At 58.4% G+C, this 21,700-nt stretch carries 24 protein-coding genes; 13 read left to right on the top strand and 11 right to left on the bottom strand.

What is annotated here, in order from left to right; translation table 11 throughout:
* Positions 1 to 7: 7 nt before the first annotated feature.
* From endA to ruvX, 5 genes are all read left to right on the top strand, one after another.
* The gene (gene endA, locus ACLIBF_RS04440) at positions 8 to 715 is read left to right on the top strand and encodes a deoxyribonuclease I (RefSeq protein ID WP_046289233.1); all 708 of its coding nucleotides are present in this window, start codon (positions 8 to 10) and stop codon (positions 713 to 715) included.
* Positions 716 to 789: 74 nt separating this feature from the next.
* On the top strand, positions 790 to 1,521 hold the full coding sequence (gene rsmE / locus ACLIBF_RS04435; protein WP_069728848.1) for a 16S rRNA (uracil(1498)-N(3))-methyltransferase: 732 nt from the start codon (positions 790 to 792) through the stop codon (positions 1,519 to 1,521).
* Positions 1,522 to 1,635: 114 nt separating this feature from the next.
* Positions 1,636 to 2,580 carry a glutathione synthase gene (gene gshB / locus ACLIBF_RS04430; RefSeq protein ID WP_031375778.1) on the top strand — a complete coding sequence of 315 codons (945 nt, stop codon included), beginning with the start codon at positions 1,636 to 1,638 and terminating at the stop codon, positions 2,578 to 2,580.
* An 87-nt stretch (positions 2,581 to 2,667) separates the two neighbouring features.
* Complete coding sequence (locus tag ACLIBF_RS04425; protein ID WP_069728847.1) at positions 2,668 to 3,231, top strand: YqgE/AlgH family protein; 564 nt, start codon at positions 2,668 to 2,670, stop codon at positions 3,229 to 3,231.
* Entirely contained in the window at positions 3,231 to 3,650 is a 420-nt protein-coding gene (ruvX, locus tag ACLIBF_RS04420; protein ID WP_031375780.1) for a Holliday junction resolvase RuvX, read from the top strand. The genes ACLIBF_RS04425 and ruvX overlap by 1 nt, the downstream gene beginning before the upstream one ends.
* On the opposite strand, the gene ACLIBF_RS04415 is transcribed toward ruvX, so the two are convergent.
* On the bottom strand, positions 3,644 to 4,639 hold the full coding sequence (locus ACLIBF_RS04415) for a type IV pilus twitching motility protein PilT (protein ID WP_031375781.1): 996 nt from the start codon (positions 4,637 to 4,639) through the stop codon (positions 3,644 to 3,646). The genes ruvX and ACLIBF_RS04415 overlap by 7 nt on opposite strands.
* A 14-nt stretch (positions 4,640 to 4,653) precedes the next feature.
* Between ACLIBF_RS04415 and ACLIBF_RS04410 the strand changes: the two genes are divergently transcribed.
* Genes ACLIBF_RS04410 through hemW form a run of 4 tightly spaced genes read left to right on the top strand, consistent with a single transcriptional unit; the run spans position 4,654 to position 7,675 of the window.
* Positions 4,654 to 5,361 (top strand): YggS family pyridoxal phosphate-dependent enzyme, encoded by a 708-nt coding sequence (locus tag ACLIBF_RS04410; RefSeq protein ID WP_031375782.1) that lies wholly within the window; start codon positions 4,654 to 4,656, stop codon positions 5,359 to 5,361.
* A 12-nt stretch (positions 5,362 to 5,373) separates the two neighbouring features.
* Positions 5,374 to 5,928, top strand: a complete 555-nt coding sequence (locus tag ACLIBF_RS04405; protein ID WP_031375783.1) for a YggT family protein — start codon at positions 5,374 to 5,376, stop codon at positions 5,926 to 5,928.
* Positions 5,929 to 5,949: 21 nt separating this feature from the next.
* Entirely contained in the window at positions 5,950 to 6,543 is a 594-nt protein-coding gene (locus ACLIBF_RS04400; protein ID WP_069728846.1) for an XTP/dITP diphosphatase, read from the top strand.
* Positions 6,536 to 7,675, top strand: coding sequence for a radical SAM family heme chaperone HemW (hemW, locus tag ACLIBF_RS04395; protein ID WP_159223246.1), 1,140 nt, complete (start codon positions 6,536 to 6,538; stop codon positions 7,673 to 7,675). The genes ACLIBF_RS04400 and hemW overlap by 8 nt, the downstream gene beginning before the upstream one ends.
* A gap of 35 nt (positions 7,676 to 7,710) precedes the next feature.
* Here the strand turns inward: hemW and ACLIBF_RS04390 are convergent, their stop codons facing one another.
* The 3 genes from ACLIBF_RS04390 to trmB form a co-directional block, all read right to left on the bottom strand.
* Complete coding sequence (locus ACLIBF_RS04390) at positions 7,711 to 8,427, bottom strand: YggN family protein (protein WP_046289234.1); 717 nt, start codon at positions 8,425 to 8,427, stop codon at positions 7,711 to 7,713.
* 106 nt (positions 8,428 to 8,533) lie between these two features.
* On the bottom strand, positions 8,534 to 8,860 hold the full coding sequence (locus tag ACLIBF_RS04385; protein WP_031375786.1) for a YggL family protein: 327 nt from the start codon (positions 8,858 to 8,860) through the stop codon (positions 8,534 to 8,536).
* A complete protein-coding gene (trmB, locus tag ACLIBF_RS04380) occupies positions 8,860 to 9,579 on the bottom strand; it encodes a tRNA (guanosine(46)-N7)-methyltransferase TrmB (protein WP_031375787.1) in 720 nt (239 codons plus the stop codon). Before trmB ends, ACLIBF_RS04385 begins: the two co-directional genes overlap by 1 nt.
* Before the next feature lie 154 nt (positions 9,580 to 9,733).
* On the opposite strand from trmB, the gene mutY reads away from it, so the two are divergent.
* Genes mutY through mltC form a run of 3 tightly spaced genes read left to right on the top strand, consistent with a single transcriptional unit; the run spans position 9,734 to position 12,225 of the window.
* The gene (gene mutY, locus ACLIBF_RS04375) at positions 9,734 to 10,819 is read left to right on the top strand and encodes an A/G-specific adenine glycosylase (RefSeq protein ID WP_069728843.1); all 1,086 of its coding nucleotides are present in this window, start codon (positions 9,734 to 9,736) and stop codon (positions 10,817 to 10,819) included.
* On the top strand, positions 10,819 to 11,091 hold the full coding sequence (locus ACLIBF_RS04370; RefSeq protein ID WP_031375788.1) for an oxidative damage protection protein: 273 nt from the start codon (positions 10,819 to 10,821) through the stop codon (positions 11,089 to 11,091). The genes mutY and ACLIBF_RS04370 overlap by 1 nt, the downstream gene beginning before the upstream one ends.
* A gap of 54 nt (positions 11,092 to 11,145) precedes the next feature.
* Positions 11,146 to 12,225 (top strand): membrane-bound lytic murein transglycosylase MltC, encoded by a 1,080-nt coding sequence (gene mltC, locus ACLIBF_RS04365; RefSeq protein WP_031375789.1) that lies wholly within the window; start codon positions 11,146 to 11,148, stop codon positions 12,223 to 12,225.
* Positions 12,226 to 13,686: 1,461 nt separating this feature from the next.
* Here mltC and ACLIBF_RS04360 read toward each other — a convergent pair.
* Both ACLIBF_RS04360 and ACLIBF_RS04355 read right to left on the bottom strand, forming a co-directional pair.
* Positions 13,687 to 15,840 carry an ornithine decarboxylase gene (locus ACLIBF_RS04360; RefSeq protein WP_279810936.1) on the bottom strand — a complete coding sequence of 718 codons (2,154 nt, stop codon included), beginning with the start codon at positions 15,838 to 15,840 and terminating at the stop codon, positions 13,687 to 13,689.
* Between the two features lie 96 nt (positions 15,841 to 15,936).
* Positions 15,937 to 16,155 carry a hypothetical protein gene (locus ACLIBF_RS04355; protein ID WP_164092182.1) on the bottom strand — a complete coding sequence of 73 codons (219 nt, stop codon included), beginning with the start codon at positions 16,153 to 16,155 and terminating at the stop codon, positions 15,937 to 15,939.
* A gap of 283 nt (positions 16,156 to 16,438) precedes the next feature.
* Between ACLIBF_RS04355 and acuI the strand changes: the two genes are divergently transcribed.
* Entirely contained in the window at positions 16,439 to 17,422 is a 984-nt protein-coding gene (acuI, locus tag ACLIBF_RS04350) for an acrylyl-CoA reductase (NADPH) (RefSeq protein ID WP_159223243.1), read from the top strand.
* Between the two features lie 39 nt (positions 17,423 to 17,461).
* Here acuI and ACLIBF_RS04345 read toward each other — a convergent pair whose 3' ends face one another.
* The 5 genes from ACLIBF_RS04345 to ACLIBF_RS04325 form a co-directional block, all read right to left on the bottom strand.
* Positions 17,462 to 17,959 carry a CinA family protein gene (locus tag ACLIBF_RS04345; protein ID WP_046289235.1) on the bottom strand — a complete coding sequence of 166 codons (498 nt, stop codon included), beginning with the start codon at positions 17,957 to 17,959 and terminating at the stop codon, positions 17,462 to 17,464.
* Between the two features lie 94 nt (positions 17,960 to 18,053).
* Entirely contained in the window at positions 18,054 to 18,830 is a 777-nt protein-coding gene (locus ACLIBF_RS04340) for a heme ABC transporter ATP-binding protein (protein ID WP_046289236.1), read from the bottom strand.
* Entirely contained in the window at positions 18,827 to 19,822 is a 996-nt protein-coding gene (locus tag ACLIBF_RS04335; protein ID WP_279810946.1) for a FecCD family ABC transporter permease, read from the bottom strand. Before ACLIBF_RS04335 ends, ACLIBF_RS04340 begins: the two co-directional genes overlap by 4 nt.
* The gene (locus ACLIBF_RS04330; protein WP_279810949.1) at positions 19,812 to 20,636 is read right to left on the bottom strand and encodes a heme/hemin ABC transporter substrate-binding protein; all 825 of its coding nucleotides are present in this window, start codon (positions 20,634 to 20,636) and stop codon (positions 19,812 to 19,814) included. The genes ACLIBF_RS04335 and ACLIBF_RS04330 overlap by 11 nt, the downstream gene beginning before the upstream one ends.
* Entirely contained in the window at positions 20,633 to 21,664 is a 1,032-nt protein-coding gene (locus ACLIBF_RS04325; protein ID WP_279810952.1) for a hemin-degrading factor, read from the bottom strand. Before ACLIBF_RS04325 ends, ACLIBF_RS04330 begins: the two co-directional genes overlap by 4 nt.
* Positions 21,665 to 21,700: the final 36 nt, after the last annotated feature.

The raw sequence follows: 21,700 nt of genomic DNA, 5'->3' as shown, positions 1-21,700 counted from the left end.
CTGGAATATGTCTCGCATAATTAGTCTGGCCGTTGCGCTGTTATGGGTTCCTTTTGCGGCTGACGCCCTGAACCTGAATAATTACCATCAAAACAATTTCCAGCAGGCCAAAGCCTTTGCCGCTGAAATCAACGCCGATGCGCCGGGATCCTTTTACTGCGGCTGTAAAATTAACTGGCAGGGAAAAAAAGGCGTGCCGGACCTGAACAGCTGTGGCTATCAGGCGCGTAAAAACGCCAATCGTGCGGCGCGCATTGAGTGGGAACACGTTATGCCGGCGTGGGAATTTGGTCATCAGCGTCAATGCTGGCAAAACGGCGGCCGTAAAAATTGCAGTAAAGATCCGGACTATCGTCGCATCGAAACCGATCTGCACAACCTGCAACCGGCTATCGGCGAAGTGAATGGCGACCGCGGTAACTTCGCCTACAGTCAATGGAACGGCAGTGAAAAGCAGTATGGTCAGTGTGAGATGAAGGTGGATTTTAAACTTAAGCAGGCAGAGCCACCGGCGCGCGCACGCGGCGCCATTGCCCGCACCTACTTCTATATGCGTGACCAGTATCATCTGCGAATTTCGCGCCAGCAAACCCAGCTGTTTACCGCCTGGGATAAGCTCTATCCGGTGACGAAATGGGAGTGTGAACGTGACCAGCGTATCGCGCGGGTACAGGGCAATCACAATCCTTATGTGCAGCAGGCTTGCCAGCGCTAAAAAGCCTGCCCTAAACTAGCTCTTTTCCCGATGACGCCGTGTCATTCCACACGGCGCTTAGTTCCAGGAACCTTATGCGCATACCTCGCATCTATCACGCCGGGCCGTTGAGCGTTGGCAGTGACATTACGCTGGATGAAGATGCATCCAATCATGTCGGCCGGGTGCTTCGCATGTCGCCGGGACAGCATCTGGAACTCTTTGATGGCACTAATCTGACTTTTGCAGCAGAGATCACGCATGTTGATAAAAAGCGTGTAAAAGTATCGGTCACAGAGAGCCAGCCGGACGATCGCGAGTCGCCGTTGCACCTGCATTTGGGTCAGGTGATGTCGCGCGGTGAAAAAATGGAGTTCACTATCCAGAAATCAATTGAGCTGGGAGTGAACGTCATTACGCCGCTATTTTCCGAGCGCTGTGGCGTGAAGCTGGACGCTGAACGCCTGGCTAAAAAAATTCAGCAGTGGCAGAAGATTGCTATTGCCGCCTGCGAGCAGTGCGGCCGTAATCGCGTGCCGGAAATCCGTCCGGCGATGACGCTGGAAGCCTGGTGCGCTGAAGCGGAGAGCGGATTGAAGCTTAATCTGCATCCGCGCGCCAGCCACAGTATCAATACGCTGCCGCAGCCGGTTGAACGGGTGCGGTTGCTGATTGGTCCTGAAGGCGGGCTTTCCGCTGACGAAATCGCTATGACGGCGCAGCACGAATTTACTGACATCCTGCTTGGCCCACGGGTTTTGCGTACCGAAACCACCGCGCTGACCGCCATTACGGCACTTCAGGTGAGGTTTGGCGACCTGGGTTAAGCGATACTGCCAGCGGGCAGTCACAGACGCCAGTTCTCTGACGTGCTGATTGAACGGCCCACTGCTGACCGAACGAGACGAGACGGTAACCGCCGCCTCCCTGAGGAGATAATAATGATTAAACTTGGCATCGTGATGGACCCCATTTCGTCCATCAATATTAAAAAAGACACCAGCTTCGCCATGTTGCTGGAAGCACAGCGCCGTGGTTATGAAATTCACTACATGGAGATGCGCGATCTCTCCCTGCGCGGTGGTGTGGCGTTTGCCCGCACCCGTCTGTTAAGCGTTGAGCAGAATCCGGATAGCTGGTATCAGTTTGGCAGCGAGCAGGAGATCCCCCTCGCCGACCTGAACGTAGTACTGATGCGTAAAGATCCGCCATTCGATACCGAATTCATCTACGCGACCTACATTCTGGAGCGCGCAGAAGAGCTGGGCACGCTGATCGTGAACAAACCGCAGAGCCTGCGCGACTGTAACGAAAAGCTTTATACCGCCTGGTTTGCAGAGTTCACGCCGGACACGCTGGTGACCCGCAGCAAAGAGAAACTGCGTGCCTTCTGGCAGGAGCATGGCGACATCATCATGAAGCCGCTGGACGGCATGGGTGGCGCCTCTATTTTCCGCGTGAAGAAAGACGATCCGAACTTTGGCGTCATCACCGAAACCCTGACCGAGCATGAAAGCCTGTTTTGCATGGCGCAGAACTATATTCCGGCGATCAAAGAAGGCGACAAACGCGTGCTGGTGGTGGATGGCGAACCGGTGCCTTACTGCCTGGCCCGTATTCCGCAGGGCGGTGAAACCCGGGGTAACCTGGCAGCAGGTGGCCGCGGTGAAGCCCGTCCGCTGAGTGAGAGTGACTGGGAAATCGCCCGTCGCGTCGGCCCGACCCTGAAAGCAAAAGGGCTGATTTTTGTCGGACTGGACATCATCGGTGATAAACTGACAGAAGTTAACGTGACCAGCCCGACCTGCGTGCGTGAAATTGAGGCAGCCTTCCCCATCTCCATCACCGGCATGTTGATGGATGCCATTGAGAAGCGCCTGGGCTGAGCATGACGCCGGGGCCATGCTCCGAGATCAACCCAATACCGGTGCGGCCGTCGCGTGCCGGTTATTTTTTTGGTACATCGTGTGAGAATGAATTTACAGCATCACTTTTTGATTGCCATGCCTTCACTGCAGGACCCTTTCTTCAAACGTTCCGTGGTCTATCTCTGCGAACATAACGAAGAAGGCGCAATGGGTCTGATCATCAACAAACCGATGGAAAATCTGACGGTTGAAGGCATTCTGAAGAAGCTCAAAATCTCTGCCGAGGATCGCGATCCAACGATCAAACTGGATAAGCCGGTATTTACCGGTGGCCCGCTGGCGGAAGATCGCGGCTTTATACTGCATTCGGCTCAACGCACGTTTACCTCCAGCATCCGTATTTCAGACAATACGGTGATCACTACCTCCCGCGACGTACTGGAGTCGATTGGCACCGCCTCTCAGCCGAGCAACGTGCTGGTGGCGCTGGGTTACTGCGCCTGGGAAAAAGATCAGCTGGAGAATGAGCTGATGGAAAATGCCTGGCTGACCACGCCGGCCAACAGCAACATTCTTTTCCAGACGCCGATTTCAGAGCGCTGGCGCGAAGCGGCGCGCAGTATTGGCGTCGATATTCACAACATGGCCAGTGACGCCGGACACGCCTGATGTCAACACAAACTCTATTAGGTTTCGACTTCGGCACCAAAAGTATTGGTGTCGCGGTAGGTCAGCAACTGACCGGTACCGCTCGTCCGCTGACGGCCCTCAAAGCGCAGGACGGCGTGCCGGACTGGCTGCAAATCGAAAAGCTGCTGAAAGAGTGGCAACCCGATTTTGTGGTAGTGGGTTTACCGCTGAATATGGATGGCACCGAGCAGCCGCTGACTGCCAGGGCACGCAAATTCGCTAACCGGTTGCACGGCCGCTTCGGTATCCAGGTCGAGCTGCAGGATGAGCGTCTCAGCACGGTCGAAGCGCGGGCCGGACTGTTCGAACGCGGCGGCTATCGCGCGTTAAACAAAGGTTCGGTCGACTCACAATCTGCCGCCATCATTCTGCAGGACTGGTTCGAGAATCATTACTGAAGCCACCCTTCTGCCTGGCGGGCCAGCCGGCTCTGCTCAAAGGTCTGCATACCGGCCTGTGCGCCGGTCTGCAACAGCGCCGGGATCTGGTGCATCTTGCCTTCACGGATCAGGTTAGCGATGGCGGGCGTCGCCACCAGCACCTCAAACAGGCCGATGCGTTTCTCATCGGTCGACGGCACCAGCCGCTGGGCAATCACCGCTTTCAGGCTGCCCGCCAGCTGGCTGCGCACCAGCGGTTTCTCTTCTGCCGGAAACACATCGACCAGCCGATCGACCGCCTGTGCCGCGCCGCGGGTGTGCAGCGTCGCCAGCACCAGATGACCGGTTTCTGCCGCGGTTAGCGCCTGACGGATGGTTTCGCTGTCGCGCAGTTCGCCCAGCAGAATCACATCCGGATCTTCCCGCAGCGCTGCTTTGACCCCGAGGCTGAAAGAGCTACAGTGCAGCCCTATTTCGCGCTGCTGAATCAGTGACTGCTGGCTGTGATGGATAAACTCAATCGGATCTTCCAGCGTAATAATATGGCGCGCCTGCTGGCGGTTCAGCGCATCCACCAGCGCCGCCAGCGTGGTTGATTTGCCGCTGCCGGTCGCACCGGTGATCAGGATCAACCCATCGCGCTGCTCCAGCAACGCCGGCACTATCGGCGGCAGCCGCAGGCTTTCCAGCGTCGGGCACTGCGCGGCAATGATGCGTAGCGCCAGTGACAGGCCGTTACGCTGCATAAACAGGCTGGCACGAATTCGCTGCCCGTTTGACAGCGTCAGGGCAAAATCGAGCTGCCGGTCGCGTTCCAGCTGCTGGCGCTGCGGGTCATCGAGCCGGTGGTCAATAAACTGCGCCATCCACGCGGCCGACAGTCTGGCCTGCTGCGGCATCGTCTCCAGCTTTCCCTGACGTCGCCAGTAGGGCAAATGTCCGCTGCAAAGGTGCAGATCGGCGGCATTATGCTTTACACTAAGCTCCACCATTTCATCCAGATTCATAATTTCTCCTGACTATGACCTCAATCCAGCACAACCTACAGCAAGTGCGGCAGCGAATCGCCGCCGCCGCCGCGCGTTGCGGCCGCGCACCAGAAGAAATTACGCTGCTTGCAGTCAGTAAAACCAAACCTGCGAGCGCAGTCGAAGAAGCTGCCGCTGCCGGTCAGATCGCCTTTGGCGAAAATTACGTTCAGGAAGGGGTTGAAAAGGTTCAGGCACTGACCGCACATCCTCAGCTGGAGTGGCACTTCATCGGCCCGCTGCAGTCGAACAAGAGTCGTCTGGTCGCGGAAAACTTTGCCTGGTGTCACACCATTGACCGTCAGCGCATTGCACAGCGGCTCAACGATCAGCGTCCGGTGACGCTGCCGCCGCTTAATGTGTTAATTCAGGTAAATATCAGTGACGAGAACAGCAAATCTGGCATCATGCTGGATGCCGTTTCCGGGCTGGCACAGCAAATCGCTGCGCTGCCGCAGTTGCGCCTGCGCGGACTAATGGCGATACCGGCAGCGGAAAGTGACTATGACCGGCAACTGGCGGTGTGCCAGCAGATGGCTGAGGCCTTCCGGCAGTTGCAGCAGGACTATCCGGCTATCGACACGCTCTCGCTGGGAATGAGCGATGACATGGAGGCGGCAATCGCCGCAGGCAGTACGATGGTGCGCATCGGCACCGCCATTTTTGGCGCACGCGATTATGCGCGCAATTCACAACAATAATAGAGGAACTTCATGTTAACAATGACGTTTTTAGTAAAAACGCTGATCGATCTCTACGTCATGGTGCTGCTGTTACGCATCTGGATGCAGTGGTCCCGCTGCGATTTTTATAACCCGCTGGCACAGTTCGTGGTGAAAGTGACACAGCCGATCGTCAAGCCGCTGCGTCGCGTGCTGCCGGCGCTGGGTCCGATCGATACCGCCTCGCTGCTGCTGGCGTTTGTCCTGACGACGCTGAAATATCCGATTCTGTTGCTTATTCAGGTCGGGGTGTTCTCGGTCGATCCGACCAACCTGCTGGTCGGCTTGTTGTCGCTGGTTAAATCCGCCGGCTATCTGGTGTTCTGGGTCATCATTATCCGTTCACTGATGAGCTGGATCAGTCAGGGTCGCGGCCCGATTGATTATGTGCTGATCCAGCTGACCGAACCACTGATGGCACCGATTCGCCGCGTGCTGCCGGCGATGGGCGGCATCGATTTCTCCGCCATGATCGTCATCCTGGTACTGTATGCCCTGAATTTCCTCGGCATGGACCTGTTCCCGGGTCTCTGGTATCTGCTGTAAATGAACCAAACTGGAACTGTTATGCAAAAAGTTGTGCTCGCAACCGGCAATCCCGGCAAAGTGCGTGAACTGGCGGATCTGCTCTCCGCCTTCGGCCTGGATATCGTCGCCCAGACCGAGCTCGGGGTGGAATCGGCTGAAGAAACCGGCCTGACTTTTATTGAGAATGCCCTTCTCAAAGCACGTCACGCGGCGCAGATCACCGGTTTACCGGCGATCGCTGATGATTCCGGCCTGGCGGTGGATGCGCTGGGCGGCGCGCCGGGAATCTACTCTGCGCGTTACGCCGGTGAAGAGGCCAGCGATCAGCAGAACCTGGAGAAGCTGCTGCAGGCGCTGGAAAACGTGCCAGACGGCCAGCGTCAGGCGCAGTTCCACTGCGTGCTGGTCTATCTGCGTCACGCCGACGATCCGACGCCGCTGGTGTTCCACGGCAGCTGGCAGGGTGAGATCACCCGTGCGGCGGCCGGCGCAGGTGGCTTTGGTTATGACCCGATTTTCTACGTTCCGGCGCTGGGTAAAACCGCAGCCGAACTGAGCAAAGCGGAAAAAGGTGAAGTTTCTCACCGGGGTAAAGCATTGACGCTGTTGCTGGAAGCGATGCGTAATGCCTAATCTGCCGCCGTTAAGTCTGTATATCCACATTCCGTGGTGCGTACAGAAATGTCCCTACTGTGATTTTAACTCCCACGCGCTGAAAGATGAGGTGCCGCACGTTGAGTATGTGCAGCACCTGCTGCGCGATCTGGAGCAGGATTTACCGCTGATCGCTGACCGTGAAGTACGCACCATTTTCATCGGCGGCGGGACGCCCAGCCTGCTGAGCGGCAGTGCGATGCAGCTGCTGATGGATGGCGTACGTTCGCGTCTGGCGCTGGCACCAGACGCGGAAGTCACCATGGAGGCCAATCCCGGCACCGTTGAAGCCGATCGCTTCAGCGCCTATCAGCGGGCCGGCATCAACCGGATCTCAATTGGCGTGCAGAGTTTCAGCCCGCAAAAACTGCAGCGGCTGGGGCGTATTCACGGTCCGGACGAGGCGAAGCGTGCCGCTAAGCTGGCGCAGGGATTAGCCTTACGCAGCTTTAACCTCGACCTGATGCACGGCCTGCCCGATCAGTCGCTGGACGAAGCGCTCGACGATCTGCGTCAGGCGATCGCGCTTAATCCGCCGCATCTCTCCTGGTATCAGCTGACCATCGAACCCAACACACTGTTTGGTTCACGGCCGCCGGTACTGCCGGATGATGATGCGCTGTGGGATATTTATGAGCAGGGTCACCAACTGCTGAGCGCCGCCGGTTATCAGCAGTATGAAACCTCCGCCTACGCCAAACCGGGTTACCGCTGTGAACATAACCTCAACTACTGGCGCTTCGGGGACTATCTCGGCATTGGTTGCGGTGCGCACGGCAAGCTGACTCAGCCCGACGGCCGCATCGTCCGCACGGTGAAGACCCGTCATCCGCGTGGCTTTATGCAGGGCAATTATCGCGAGAAACAGTACGACGTCGCCGATATCGACAAGCCGTTCGAATACTTCATGAACCGCTTCCGGCTGCTGGAAGCCGCGCCGCGCAGTCAATTTGTCAGTTATACCGGTTTAGCGGAACAGGTGATTCGTCCGCAGATGGATGCGGCAATTGCGGCAGGTTATGTGGTGGAAACCGCTGATCAGTGGCAGATCAGTGAGAAAGGGAAATTGTTCCTGAATTCGCTGTTAGAGCTGTTTTTGCCAGAAGAGTAACAACTGTGCCTCAGTCCGCGGGCTGAGGCACAGGTTTATTTATTCAGACCGGCAACCAAACCTTTACGCTGATCTTCTAACGAAATGACGCGGTTACAGACTTCGTGACCAAAGTTCTGGAAATCCTGCTCCTGCTTGCTCCATTCCGCCTGAATAGACTGCTGTAAACCACCCAGATTACCCATGATGGCCTGCAACGGATTACTGCCGCCGCTGGCCTGCTGACTGCCCATCTCGTTCAGACTGTCCTGCATCACGCCACCGAGCGTTGACTGCACCAGCTGTTCGCCATCGGCACGCACTTTGTCGATCGCCTGATGATGGAAGGCCAGGCCATCCGGCCGGTGTTCGATGATGCGGTTCATCTGCTGTTTCAGCTGGCCGTTCAGGGTGGTCAGGCGATTACGCACATTACTGTTCTCGCCCAGCTTCTCAACAATCACCCGATCCAGCGCTGCACGCCCTTTTTCCAGCCGCGAAGTCGCCCCGCTGTCAATCCACGGCAGATCGCGCCGCAATGCGCTCTGGTAGTCGATCGCTTTCTGACGATCGGCGGTATCCAGTGACACTTTCTGGCCGTTGAACTGCACGTCGCCCTGTGGGCTGATTTGCAGATTGCCGTTGGTCCCGACCACCTGCACGCTTTGCGGCGTGATCACCACATCATCCTGTGGCTTAACGCTGCATTCATAGGCAGCCTGGGCCTGAGTCGCTGCCACCAGCAGCACAGCAAGAAGCGCTTTACGCATCATTGAATCTCCCTCACCTTCTGTCTGAACCGGATCCTGAAGGGCCGGGCGGCCTCGCCGTGATAGATCATCTCTCCATCACGCGTCAGCCTGCCCGGCGTCGTGTTACTTAGTCCCACCAGACATCAAACAGTTCAGTCACCTGCACGTCCTGCAGCTTGCGCTCTTCCAGCCATTTACGCACCAGTTCGCGATGCTCATCGGTGCATTTGCCGGTTTTCTGCAGGCAGATCAGACCTTCCCACACCAGATAACCGCTGCCATCAAAGGCCAGACCGTTAGGATCGATCGCTTCATCAATGAACTGATTCAGCGTCTCATCGATCTCGCTTTCGCTGGTACCTTCCGGGAAACGCCAGGCGACGGAGAAACCCAGTTCCTGAAACTCATCAATGTGCAGTTTTTTACGTAAACGGCGGCTGCGTTGTGTGGCCATTATTTCACCCTCTCAAACATTAAATCCCATACGCCATGGCCTAAACGCTGCCCGCGCTGCTCAAACTTGGTCAGTGGACGCGTCTCGGGACGCGGCACGTAATTCTGCTGTTCTGACTGATTGCGGAAACCATCAATGCTGTTCATCACTTCAAGCATATGTTCCGCGTAGGCTTCCCAGTCGGTTGCCATGTGGAATACGCCGCCCAGCTTCAGCTTGCGCATCACCAGCTCGGCAAACGGGACCTGCACGATACGGCGTTTGTTGTGACGGGCTTTATGCCACGGATCCGGGAAGAACAGCTGGACCATACGCAGCGAGTTGTCCGGGATCATTTTCTCCAGCACTTCCACCGCGTCGTGACACATCACGCGCAGGTTGTCGACGCCCGCTTCTTTCGCAGAAGCCAGACAGGCACCGACGCCCGGCAGGTGTACTTCAATGCCGAGGAAATTCTGCTGTGGCGTATTTTGCGCCATGGTGACCAGCGAGGCGCCCATGCCAAAGCCGATTTCCAGCGTGACCGGCGCGTCACGGCCAAACAGCTGGGGCAGATCGATCGGCTCCGGCTGATATTCCACCCCCATCTCCGGCCAGTATGTGTCAACGGCCTGCTGCTGCCCTTTGGTTAAGCGGCCCTGCCGGCGTACAAAACTGCGGATCCGGCGCAATGGCCGCCCGTTCTCATCAAATTCTGGGGTGATGACGTCATTAATCATGTCGAAGCCTGCTGGTTAGCCTGTTCTGGGAAACGGGCATTATGCAAAGTTCATAAGCAGAAGCAAGCCTTTGCAATCTTCCGGTTTACACCCAGGTGCGCATGTGCTGGAATTCCTGCCTGAGTGTAGAGTAAACACGGAAAATTTCCTTCTTATGATGCAAGCGCCGCAGTTCGCGCAACAAGTGCTGGATTGGTATCAGCGCTTTGGCCGCAAAACCCTGCCCTGGCAGCTGGAAAAGACGCCTTATAAGGTGTGGCTGTCCGAAGTGATGTTACAGCAAACCCAGGTTGCCACGGTTATTCCCTATTTCGAACGCTTTATGGCGCGCTTCCCCACGGTTGGCGATCTGGCGGCTGCACCGCTGGATGAAGTGCTGCATTTATGGACCGGCCTCGGCTATTACGCCAGGGCGCGTAATCTACATAAGGCGGCAAAGCAGATTGTTGAGGTCCATCAGGGCGAGTTCCCGCGTAATTTCGATGACGTCGCCGCCCTGCCCGGCGTGGGTCGATCTACTGCTGGCGCGATCCTGTCGTTATCGCTGGGTCAGCACTTCCCGATTCTCGACGGCAATGTGAAACGCGTGCTGGCGCGGTGTTACGCCGTCGGCGGCTGGCCGGGTAAAAAAGAGGTAGAGAAACGCTTATGGCAGATCAGCGAAACCGTCACCCCCGCCGAGGGCGTCAGCCAGTTTAATCAGGCGATGATGGATTTGGGGGCGATCGTCTGTACCCGCTCGAAACCGAAATGCGATATCTGTCCGCTGAACAGCGGCTGCGAAGCCTATGCTCATAACAGCTGGGCCAGCTATCCCGGTAAAAAACCGAAGCAGGTGTTACCGGAGCGCAGCGGCTGGTTTTTGATGATGCAGCATGGTGAGCAGGTCTGGCTGGAACAGCGTCCGCCGGTCGGATTGTGGGGCGGCCTGTTCTGCTTTCCGCAGTTTACCAGTGAAGAGGCGCTGACTGACTGGCTGGCAGCACGCGGTATCCACGCCAGACCGCAGCAGCTCACCGCCTTTCGTCATACCTTCAGCCATTTCCATCTGGACATTGTGCCTATGTGGCTGGCGTGGCCTTCTGTCGGGGCGGCGATGGATGAAGCGGGCGGTCTCTGGTATAACTTAGCGCTGCCACCATCTGTGGGATTAGCCGCGCCCGTTGAGCGCCTGTTACACGAATTGCGCCATCCCCAACAACTGGCTTTAGACAGTTGTGAGATCAATGAGGAAGAATAATGAGCCGCACTATTTTTTGTACTTTTTTACAACGCGACGCGGAAGGGCAGGATTTCCAGCTCTATCCTGGTGACCTGGGTAAGCGTATTTACAACGAGATTTCGAAAGAAGCCTGGCAGAAGTGGATGGCGAAACAGACCATGCTGATCAATGAGAAAAAGCTCAACATGATGAATCCGGAAGATCGCAAGGTGCTGGAAAAGGAGATGATCAATTTCCTGTTTGAAGGCAAAGAAGTTCATATCGAAGGCTATACACCGCCAGAAGCGTAAACAGTTTGGGCCTCAGCGTTGAGGCTCTTTATCCAGGTCAGGCATGCATTCCCAATGAATAAAAAATTGATCGCCCTGCTGGTGATGGCACCACTTTTGGTTTCCTGCTCCGGACAAAAAAAACAGCAGTTTCATGAAGATTGGGTAAAAGACACCAACGGTTTCGATATTCTGATGGGTCAGTTTGCCCACAACATTGAGAATATCTGGGGTATTAATGAGGTCCTGATCGCCGGACCGAAAGACTACGTCAAATATAGCGACAACTATTACACCCGCAGCCACATCAACTTCGAAAGCGGTAAGCTGACGATTGAGACCATCGCGGGCACCGATCCGATGGCCAGCCTGCGCCAGGCGATTGTGACCACCCTTTTGATTGGCGAAGATCCGGGCAACGTCGATCTCTATTCCGACGCCAATGACATTGTGATCAGTAAAGAGCCGCTGCTTTACGGTCAGGTGCTCGACAATACCGGTCAGCCGATCCGCTGGCAGGGTCGTGCCGAAGCCTTTGCTGATTATCTGATCCAGAATAAATTGCAGCGCCGCACCTCGGGTCTGCATGTGATCTACTCGGTCTCGATTCCGATGGTGCCTAACCATCTGGATAAACGTGCGCACAAATATCTGCCGATGGTGCGCAAAGCGTCGGAACAGTATGGCGTCGACGCCTCGCTGATTCTGGCAATCATGCAGACCGAGTCGAGCTTTAACCCCTACGCCGTCAGCCACGCCGATGCGCTGGGTCTGATGCAGGTGGTGCAGCATACCGCCGGGGTCGATGTGTTCCGCATGAAAGGGAAATGGGGTAAACCGAGTCGCAGCTATCTGCTGGATCCGGAGAATAATATTGATGCCGGTACTGCCTATCTGTCGCTGCTGCAACGCAGTTATCTGGGCGGCATTCAGGACCCGGTATCACGCCGTTATGCGGTGATCACCGCCTACAATGGCGGCGCGGGCAGCGTGTTGCGGGTCTTCTCCAGTGATAAAGATCGCGCGTTTTCGATAATCAACAACATGTCACCGAACAAGGTTTACCAGACCCTGACCAGCCAGCATCCTTCGGCGGAGTCACGTCGCTATCTGTATAAGGTGAGCACTGCGCAGCGCAGTTATCGTGGGTTCTGATGGACTCAGCGCTAAAGCGGGGAGTGTTCGCTGCGCGAACGCGCTATGAGAAGGTTTCGTTCGCTTAGCAGCGGGTATGCACTGAGCGGGTTCCGCCCGCCGGGCGGCCAGGAGTTTCAGATCGCCCGAGCAGGCGGACGTATTAAGGGGCGGACGCCCGCCCCTTAACAATCCCGGCGTCCGGTTGTTCCTCAGCGCTGCGGACGCCTCTGGTAAACCCCTCGTCTGTAATCTCTCTGACTTGTATATGGACTGGTTTTGCCTGGTGGCTGGTGGGTTAGTTAGACCTGCTGCGGTCTGACATTGAGTTAGGTTACGCCCGCCGGGCGGTGGGGAGTTTCAGATTGCCTGAGCAGGCGGACGCGTCAAGGGGCGGCCGCCCGCCCCTTCACAATCCCGGCGTCCGGCTGCCTGCGCGCCCCGCTTCGCGGGGTTCCTTCGTCACGCTCTGTGGCCGACGGACCGGCCGGACGCGCCATCCGTGGCGCGATCCGTCCTTTCGCCGACCTCCTGTCGGCTCTCCTGGCCTCCGGTTGTTCCTCAGCGCTGCGGACGCCTCTGGTAAAATCCTCGTCTGTAATCTCTCTGACTTGTATATGGACTGGTTTTGCCTGGTGGCTGGTGGGTTAGTTAGACCTGCTGCGGTCTGACATTGAGTGAGGTTACGCCCGCCGGGCGGTGGGGAGTTTCAGGTTGCCTGAGCAGGCGGACGCGTCAAGGGGCGGCCGCCCGCCCCTTCACAATCCCGGCGTCCGGCTGCCTGCGCGCCCCGCTTCGCGCGGTTCCTTCGTCACGCCCTGCGGCCGACGGACCGGCCGGACGCGCCATCCGTGGCGCGATCCGTCCTTTCGCCGACCTCCTGTCGGCTCTCCTGGCCTCCGGTTGTTCCTCAGCGCTGCGGACGCCTCTCACAAACCCCCGCCTGTTATATCTTTTATTTTCTGGGATTAAGTGTCGTCTGCTGGCCTGAAAGCCAAAAACAATCCCGAAAATCTTCAGCGATAAGCTACTGAATCTTTTGAGAAGAGATAACAGCGAGAAGTTAGGAGGCCGTCAGAACCGCTGAGCCGATGAGGGATTTCAGGACGAGCGACAGGGAGGTCGCGAAGAGGCGGGGTCGTGCCAGGGATGGCGCGTCCCGCCGGTCCGTGAGAAATCCGGAAGAGGCGAAGGGACCGCGAAGCGGCGGTGAAGCAGGCCGGAGCCCGGGGTCAAGGGGGCGCGGCGACTGGCGGCCCCTTGTCGGTCGCCGGCAGCGGCGAATCTGAAACAGCCCGGCTTACCCGGCGAACGAAAACCTCTCATAGCCCTGCGCAGCGAACCCAGGGCCCGGCGGGCGAAAATCCATTAAGTGTCAGCTCGCTGCAAAGCGTACACCGCCGCCAGGCGAAAACCTCTCATAGCCCTGCGCAACGAACCCAGGGCCCGGCGGGCCGCTACCCGCCTCTGCCCACGCTCAGATCAGCGGCCCACCATCATATTAGCCACCAGATACTTGCGCCCCGCGGCGTCCTCCTCGGTATAAACGCCCTGCAGTTCCGGCGAGAAGCCTGGCAGTAAATTAACGCCCTCTTCCAGCGCCAGGAAGTAGCGCTGCACCGCCCCGCCCCACACTTCACCCGGCACCACGCAGAGCACGCCCGGTGGATAAGGCAATGCGCCTTCCGCAGCGACACGCCCTTCGGCTTCAGCGATCGGCACCAGTTCAACCTCGCCACGAATATACGCCTGATGTGCATCCTGAGGATTCACCGCCACCGGCGGCAGACCCGCTTCGCGGAACATCATTCGTTGCAGGCTCTTCACATCATGGCTGACATAAAGATCGTGCATCTCCTGACACAGCCGACGCAGGGTATAGCCGGCATAACGTTGAGCATTTTTGCGGTAAATCGTCGGCAGCACTTCAGCCAGCGGCGCATCCTCTTTAACGTGCTGTTCGAACTGCGCCAGCATCGCCACCAGATTGGCCATTTTCTCCGGGCTTTCGGCCGGCGTTAGCAGGAACAGAATCGAATTAAGATCGCACTTCTCCGGCACGATCCCGTTCTCACGCAGATAGTTCGCCAGAATGGTGGCGGGGATCCCGAATCCGGCATAGTCACCGCTCGCCGCATCAATGCCCGGCGTGGTCAGCAGCAGCTTGCAGGGATCAACGCGATACTGATCGCGGGCATAACCCGCAAAACCGTGCCAGTTGGCCTGCGGTTCAAAGCTGAAATAGCGCAGATCGCGGGCGATCGTCTCAGTCGGGGCCGCCTGCCAGGGTTGCCCATCGACCGTTTCCGGCACAAACGGCAGGATCATCTCACACCGCTCAAGGATCGCTTTTCGCGCCTCGATCCCCAGCGTAACACACTCATCCCACATCCGCCGTCCCGCCTCGCCCTGATGCATGCGGGCGTTGATGTCCAGCGCGGCGAACAGCGGATAGAACGGACTGGTTGAGGCGTGCAGCATAAAGGCGTTATTCAGGCGTTTATGCGGGCAAAAGCGTTGCTGACCGCGGATGTGGTTATCTTTTTTATGGATTTGCGACGTCTGCGAAAAGCCCGCCAGCTGCTTATGCACTGACTGGGTGACAAAAATGCCGGGATCGTTTTCAGTCAGCGTCAGGGTCAGCGGCGAACACCCTTCCATCAGCGGAATAAACTGCTCATAGCCGAGCCAGGCGGAATCGAACAGGATGTAATCACACAGATGCCCGATGCGATCCACCACCTGACGCGCGTTATAAACCGTGCCGTCATAGGTGCCCAGCTGGATAATCGCCAGTCGGAAAGGACGCGCTTCCGCGGCACGCTGCGGGGCCACCTTGCCAATCTGCTCGCGCAGATAAGCCTCATCGAAGCAGTGCGCGTCAATGCCGCCGATAAAGCCGAAAGGATTACGCGCGGCTTCAAGATAAACCGGCGTAGCACCCGCCTGAATCAGTGCACCGTGATGATTCGATTTGTGATTATTGCGGTCAAACAGCACCAGATCGCCGCGCGTCAGCAGCGCGTTGGTCACCACTTTATTGGCGCTGGAGGTGCCGTTAAGCACGAAGTAGGTTTTATCGGCGTTAAACACCTTTGCCGCGAACTTCTGCGCATCTTTAGCCGATCCTTCGTGAATCAGCAGGTCGCCCAGTTTGACGTCGGCATTGCACATATCAGAACGGAAAAGGTTCTCGCCATAAAAATCATAGAACTGTTTGCCCGCCGGATGCTTTTTGAAGAATGCCCCGCCCTGATGCCCCGGACAGGCAAAGGTACTGTTCTGCATATCCACATAGCGGGTCAGCGTCTCGAAAAACGGCGGCAGCAGAGCCGCTTCATACGCCTGCGCGGCGGCTTCCAATGCGATCCAGTCCTGCGGTTCACCGTTCAGTTCACCGCTGACGCCAGGCAGATGCATCACCTCTTCTTCAAACGCGTTAGCCACAAATACCGGCAGATTAAAGCCGGTGTGGCGCAACAGGGCGAGTACGCCACTGCGGGTATCTGCCAGTGAGACGACCACCGCCGCCACATCGGTAAAGTCAGTGTTATCCAGCGTCACCACGTCGCGCGCAGTGTTAAGAGTCAGATTGGGCGCCACCGCGGCGCTGGCAGCAATTTTCAGTGGAGTCATAAGGCAAATCCCTAACGTCAGGGCGTGAGTGCCAGAGGCACAGCAATGGGGAGATCTCCCCGGCGGATAATGTCAAACAGGGGCATGCGGCCGCTTTCAGCCACCGGTGATCGGTAATACGTCATCTTTACCGATAGCCGGCAGCCAGCGCCAGACTGGCCTCACCGCATGGTGATGCAGAACGTGATCGGCGGAGCGGAGAATAATCGGGCGTAAGCCGGAAAAAACGAACGGTAACCAGAGCGAGTGCGCGGTGAACCGGACATGGCAACGTCCTCTGAAAGCGATAAGTGAGTGCAAAAAAGTGGCGGTCATGATGTCATCTTTTATTGGCGCGAACAAGCCGCAGAAAGCAATTAATTAGTCAAACCATTAAAATCGCAACCCACTGTTTTAATTGACTAAAATAATATTAAACCTGAAATATTCGACTAATTAGCTGAATTATATGCTGATTTATGCATACCTCTTTCGCTAATCAGTTCGACGTTGCAGCCGGGGAGAGCGGCGCGGCCAGCCGTTAGCGACCCAGTCCCTACCGTAATCACGCCACCAGGCGTAAACTTATTCCCCTCTTTCCTATTTTGCCGGAGGCTGCATGTTCAAGGCACTGGTCATTGAAAATGACGAACAGGGTTACCGTTCTCTGCTGAAAGATCTTCCCGAATCTCAACTGCCCGACCACGATGTCACTCTCGACGTCAGTTACTCATCCCTGAACTATAAAGATGCGCTGGCGATCTGCAATAAAGGTCCGATCGTGCGTCAGTTTCCGATGGTTCCGGGTATCGACTTTGTTGGACGGGTTACCGCCAGCCGCCATCCCGACTGGCAACAGGACGACGTCGCCCTGCTCACCGGCTGGGGCGTGGGCGAAAAACAGTGGGGTGGCCTGGCGCAGAAAGCCAGTGTGACCGGCGACTGGCTGGTGGAAGTGCCCGCCACGCTCAGCCCGCTGCAAACCATGGCGATTGGCACCGCAGGCCTGACCGCGATGCTGTGCGTGATGGCGCTGGAAAAACAGGGCATTACGCCAGATCGCGGTCCGGTGCTGGTGACCGGTGCCAGCGGCGGCGTCGGTAGCTTTAGCGTCAGCCTGCTGGCCCGCCTCGGCTATCAGGTGGTGGCCTCCAGTGGGCGCGCCAGCGACCACGCTTATCTGCTTGATACGCTGGGTGCAGCTTCGGTTATTGACCGCAACGAACTCTCCCAGCCCGGTAAGCCGTTAATGAAAGAGCGCTGGGCGGCAGCGGTAGACAGCGTCGGCAGCCACACCCTGGCCAACGTGCTGGCCGCGACCCAGCGTGACGGCGCGGTCGCCGCCTGTGGAATGGCGCAGGGACTGGAGCTGCCGACCAGCGTTGCACCGTTTATCTTACGCGGCGTCACGCTGGCTGGCGTGGACAGTGTGATGTGTCCGATCCCGCAGCGCCAGCAAGCCTGGCAACGGCTCGGGGAATTGCTCGATAGCGATCTGCTGAGCCAGCTGACGCAGGTGATCCCCTTAAGCGAAGCCCGCCAGGGGGCTCAGGACCTGCTGGATGGCAAAGTTCGTGGCCGTCTGATCGTCGACTGTCGCTAAGGCAATTACCCCTGCCGGATAAGGCGCAGCATTGCGCCTTTATTCCACCGGCAGCTGAAGCCGTTTAATCAGGCCTTCCAGCGCGAACTGCGCACCCTGCTCCATCACCGATTTGGGATCGCCACTGAACTGATGGCACTCGGCGTAGTCGCGGCCGTTCGGCAATACCCAGCCAAACCAGATGGTGCCCGCCGGCGTACCATCTTCTCCGCCATCAGGCCCGGCATAGCCGCTGATCGACAGCCCGACCGGCTCGCCGGAGCGCGCACAGGCACCCTGCGCCATCTCCCGCACCGTCTGTTCACTGACCGCCGTGTGCTGCTCCAGCGTCGAGGGGCGGACACCCAGCAGGCGGATTTTGGCATTCTCGCTATAGGTGACAAAGCCACTGGTATAAAAGTTGCCGCTGTTCTCCACCGCCGCCAGCGTCATGCTGATCAATCCGGCGGTACAGGATTCGGCAGTGGCAAGATGAAGTCCGGAAGAGAGTAAAATTTCACCCAGTTGTTTAGCGGTTTGGTCTAATGATTGCGCCATTATTGTCTCCTTAATAACTCACCCAGGAACACAAGTATGGCGCAAAACTGGCAAGACATAACTTCGCAACACAATGTTTTAAAAGCGAAACGGCCTAAACCCGCAGCTGAATATGCGGCTGCCCGCCCGCCCCCTGCGTGACCTGCAACTCGGCCTGATACCAGCGGGTCAGCGTCGCTTCCGTCATCACCGCCTGCGGCGTACCCTGCGCCACCAGCCTGCCGGCGTGCAGCAGCAGGATGCGATCGGCCCATAACGCCGCCTGGTTCAGATCGTGTAGCACGGCGCAGACGCTAAGCTCACCGCCACGGGTGAGCTGTCGCAATAAACGCAGCGTCTGCTGCTGCCAGAAGAGATCCAGCGCCGAGGTCGGTTCATCCAGAAACAGCCAGCCGCGCGGCGCGCCATCCTGCCATAGCTGTGCCAGCACCCGCGCCAGTTGCACCCGCTGCTGCTCGCCGCCGGAAAGCTGGCGGTAGTCGCGCTGTGCCAGCGAATCACAGCCGGTCAGCTGCATGACCTCAGCCACAATCTGTCGACTGCCGGTATCCGGCCAGGGCGCGCGTCCCATCGCCACCACCGATTCGGCGGACTGAGAAAAGGTCAGTTGGGTTTGCTGACGCATCACTGCCCGGCGGCGTGCCAGCTGATGGCGAGACCAGTCCGCCAGCCGGGCCGCACCCAGACGACATTCCCCCCGATCGGGCGGCAGAAAGCCTGTCAGCAGGCGCAGCAATGTCGATTTACCGGCACCGTTAGGGCCTATCAGCGCCACCATCTCACCGGCCGTCAGCGTCACGTCGAGCCGATCGATAATCGCCTTGCCGTCGCGGAATAAACAGAGATCCGTGGCCTGCAGTAACTCGTTCATTCGATGCCTCGCTGTTGACGCAGGATCAGCCAGAGAAACCACGGCCCGCCAATCAGGCTGGTGAGCAGGCCGACCGGCATCTCCGCCGGCACCACCACCGTGCGCGCCAGGGTATCGGCCAGCAGCAGCAGGATCGCCCCGGCCAGCGCCGAGCCGGGCAGCAGCCAGCGATGATCGCTGCCAAGACAAAAACGCATCACGTGTGGCACCACTAAGCCGACAAAGCCGATCACCCCGCTGACCGAAACCGCGGTGCCGACCAGCAGCGCGCTGAGGATCAGTAACTGGTGCTGAGTGCGTTTCACATCAACGCCCATGTAATGGGCATCTTCTTCCCCCGCCTGCAGCAGATTCAGCTGGCGCGCCCCGGTCTGTAACAGCAGCAGCGCCGGTAAAATCAGCACCGCGCAAATCAGCAGCGCCGGCCATTGCGCCTGGCTCAGGCTGCCCATTCCCCACAGCGACAGCTGGCGCAGTTGCTGATCGTTGCTCAGCCACGACAGCACGCCGACCGCCGCCCCACACAGCGCATTAATGGCGATGCCCACCAGCAGCAGCCGCGACAGGTTGCCGCGCGCCAGCCGGCTGAAACTGAAGATCAGTAGCGTCACCAGCAGGCTGCCGATAAACGCGGCGATCATCGGCAGCCACAGCGCCAGCGACGGCGGCAGGGCCAGCGGGACAATGATTGCCACCGCTACCGCCAGACCGGCACCGCTGCTGATGCCGAGCAGACCCGGATCGGCCAGCGGATTACGAAACACGCCCTGCATCACCGCGCCCGACACCGCCAGCGCCATGCCGATCAGCACCGCCAGCAGTACGCGCGGCAGGCGGATATTCAGCCAGATTTGCCAGATCATATCGCTGAGCGGTGCCTGCCACAGGGCGCGCAGCGACAGGGACATCGCGCCAAGGTTGGCCGCCAGCACCATGGATACCAGCAGCATAATGGTCATCAGCGCCAGCCCGCGCAGCGTATTACCGTTCATGCATCAGAGATTCCGCAGCCTGACGTAACCGGACGATGGCCCGCGGCGTATCCAGACCAAAGCCCAGCAGCGCCTGGGTATCGATCACCAGTAAATGATGCTGCTGACCGGCTGGCGTCAGCGCCAGGCCGGGCAGCTGCCACAAACGCTGTTCGCCGCCAATGGTTTGCAACCCCTCTTCACCCACCACCACCAGGTCCGGCGCGGCAGCGATCACCCCTTCCTGCGACAGCGCCTGATAGTGCGGCACGCTGCCCATCGCATTCTCCAGCCCGGCGCTGCGGATGGCGCTATCAGCAGCGGTCTGCTTACCCGCCGCCATCGATTTCATGCCGCTGTTGGCCATAATGTAGAGCACCTTCACCGGCAGCGTCTGCTGTGGCAGCTGGCTGATCTGCTGCGTTACCTGCTGTGCCAGCGCCTGCGCCTCGCTCTGATGGCCGAGTGCCTGGCCGATAGTGATAATTTTTTGCGGGATCGCCTGCAGGCTGTTCTCGCCGCTGACCGTGACAACCCGTACCCCGGCCTGGGCAATCTGTTGCAATACCAGCGACGGCTTAGCCTGCGCACTGGCGATCACCAGCGTCGGTTTAAGCGCCAGAATCCCTTCGGCATTGAGCTGGCGCATGTAGCCGACATCCGGCAGCCGGGTGGCCAGCGCCGGGCGCAGACTGGTGCTGTCGCGCGCCACCAGCTGCGGCTGGGCATCCAGCGCATAGATAATCTGGGTGACGTCACCGCCAATCGATACCACCCGCTCCGCCGCCAGCGAAGGCAGCACCAGCAGCAGGCCCAGCAGAGTCAGCCATTTCATGCCATTGCTCCCGCCGCGCGCAGGGCCTCGATCTGCTCGCGCCAGCGTTTCTGTTCCGGCGTGCCTTCACTACGCTGCCCGTACAACTGGGCGATCTGCGTGCCGTCGGCAGCAAACAGTTCCAGGCTGGTGACAAAACCATCGCCACTCGGTTTGCGGGTGATCCAGCTTTCGCTGATCTGGTCCGCCATCAGATGCAGGGTGAAGTGAGGATTAAAGACGTTGAGCCAGTTTTCCATCGGCACCAGCCTGTCGATCGCGCCGGTGAAAATCTGGGTGCAGCCCCGGTTACCGACAAAAATCATAATTTCGTTACCTGCCTGCTGCGCCATCTGCAACAGACGCGCCAGCGCATCGTTGCTGGTCTGCCAGGCCAGATCGTCACCGGCGGCGCGGAACGCCTGCTGGCGCGACAGGTTATGCCGCCTGAGCAGGCTGAAAAACTGATGTACATCGGTCATGGCGCGCCATTCGCGATCGACGGCAGCGGCATCGATCGCAGGGTTAAGAGCGACGGTAGCGACCGGTTCCACCTGCAGCGGTGCCGCACTGGCTTCGGTAAACGTGGCGATCAACGCCTGCCACGCCGCCTGGTCGGTCTGATCGGTCGCATAGATCTTCAGTACCGCATCACCGTGGCGATCGAAAATCTGAATACTGTGCCGTTCGCCCTGTGCGGTTTGCTCCTGCAGGGCAAACGCGCTTCGCCACTGGGCGACAAACAGACGCTGATCCAGTGCACGCGGGTTCAGCACCAGCCCAGCATGGGCACCGAGCTGCAGGTTTTTGTACTCGCCGAGCTGTTCATGGACGGCATAGGCGTTACGGGTAATGCTTTTGGTCTGGCCGACCGACTCCAGCGCTTTCAGCAGTGCCGGAAAGTCGCACTTCAGCCGCCGGGTATCCATCCCGATTCGCGCCTCGCACAGCGCCGCTTCGCTGATACCGATCAACGCCGCCAGGTCACGGGCATATTTTTTCGGTTGTTCGCCTTTCAGGGCGAGATAGTGCTGATAAACAGAATTCATAATGATGTGCTCCCATGATGATGCCCGGCGTCAGCA

The sequence above is a fragment of the Pantoea sp. PGP6 genome, from assembly GCF_053474785.1.
This window is presented reverse-complemented; position numbering and strand designations above follow the sequence as displayed.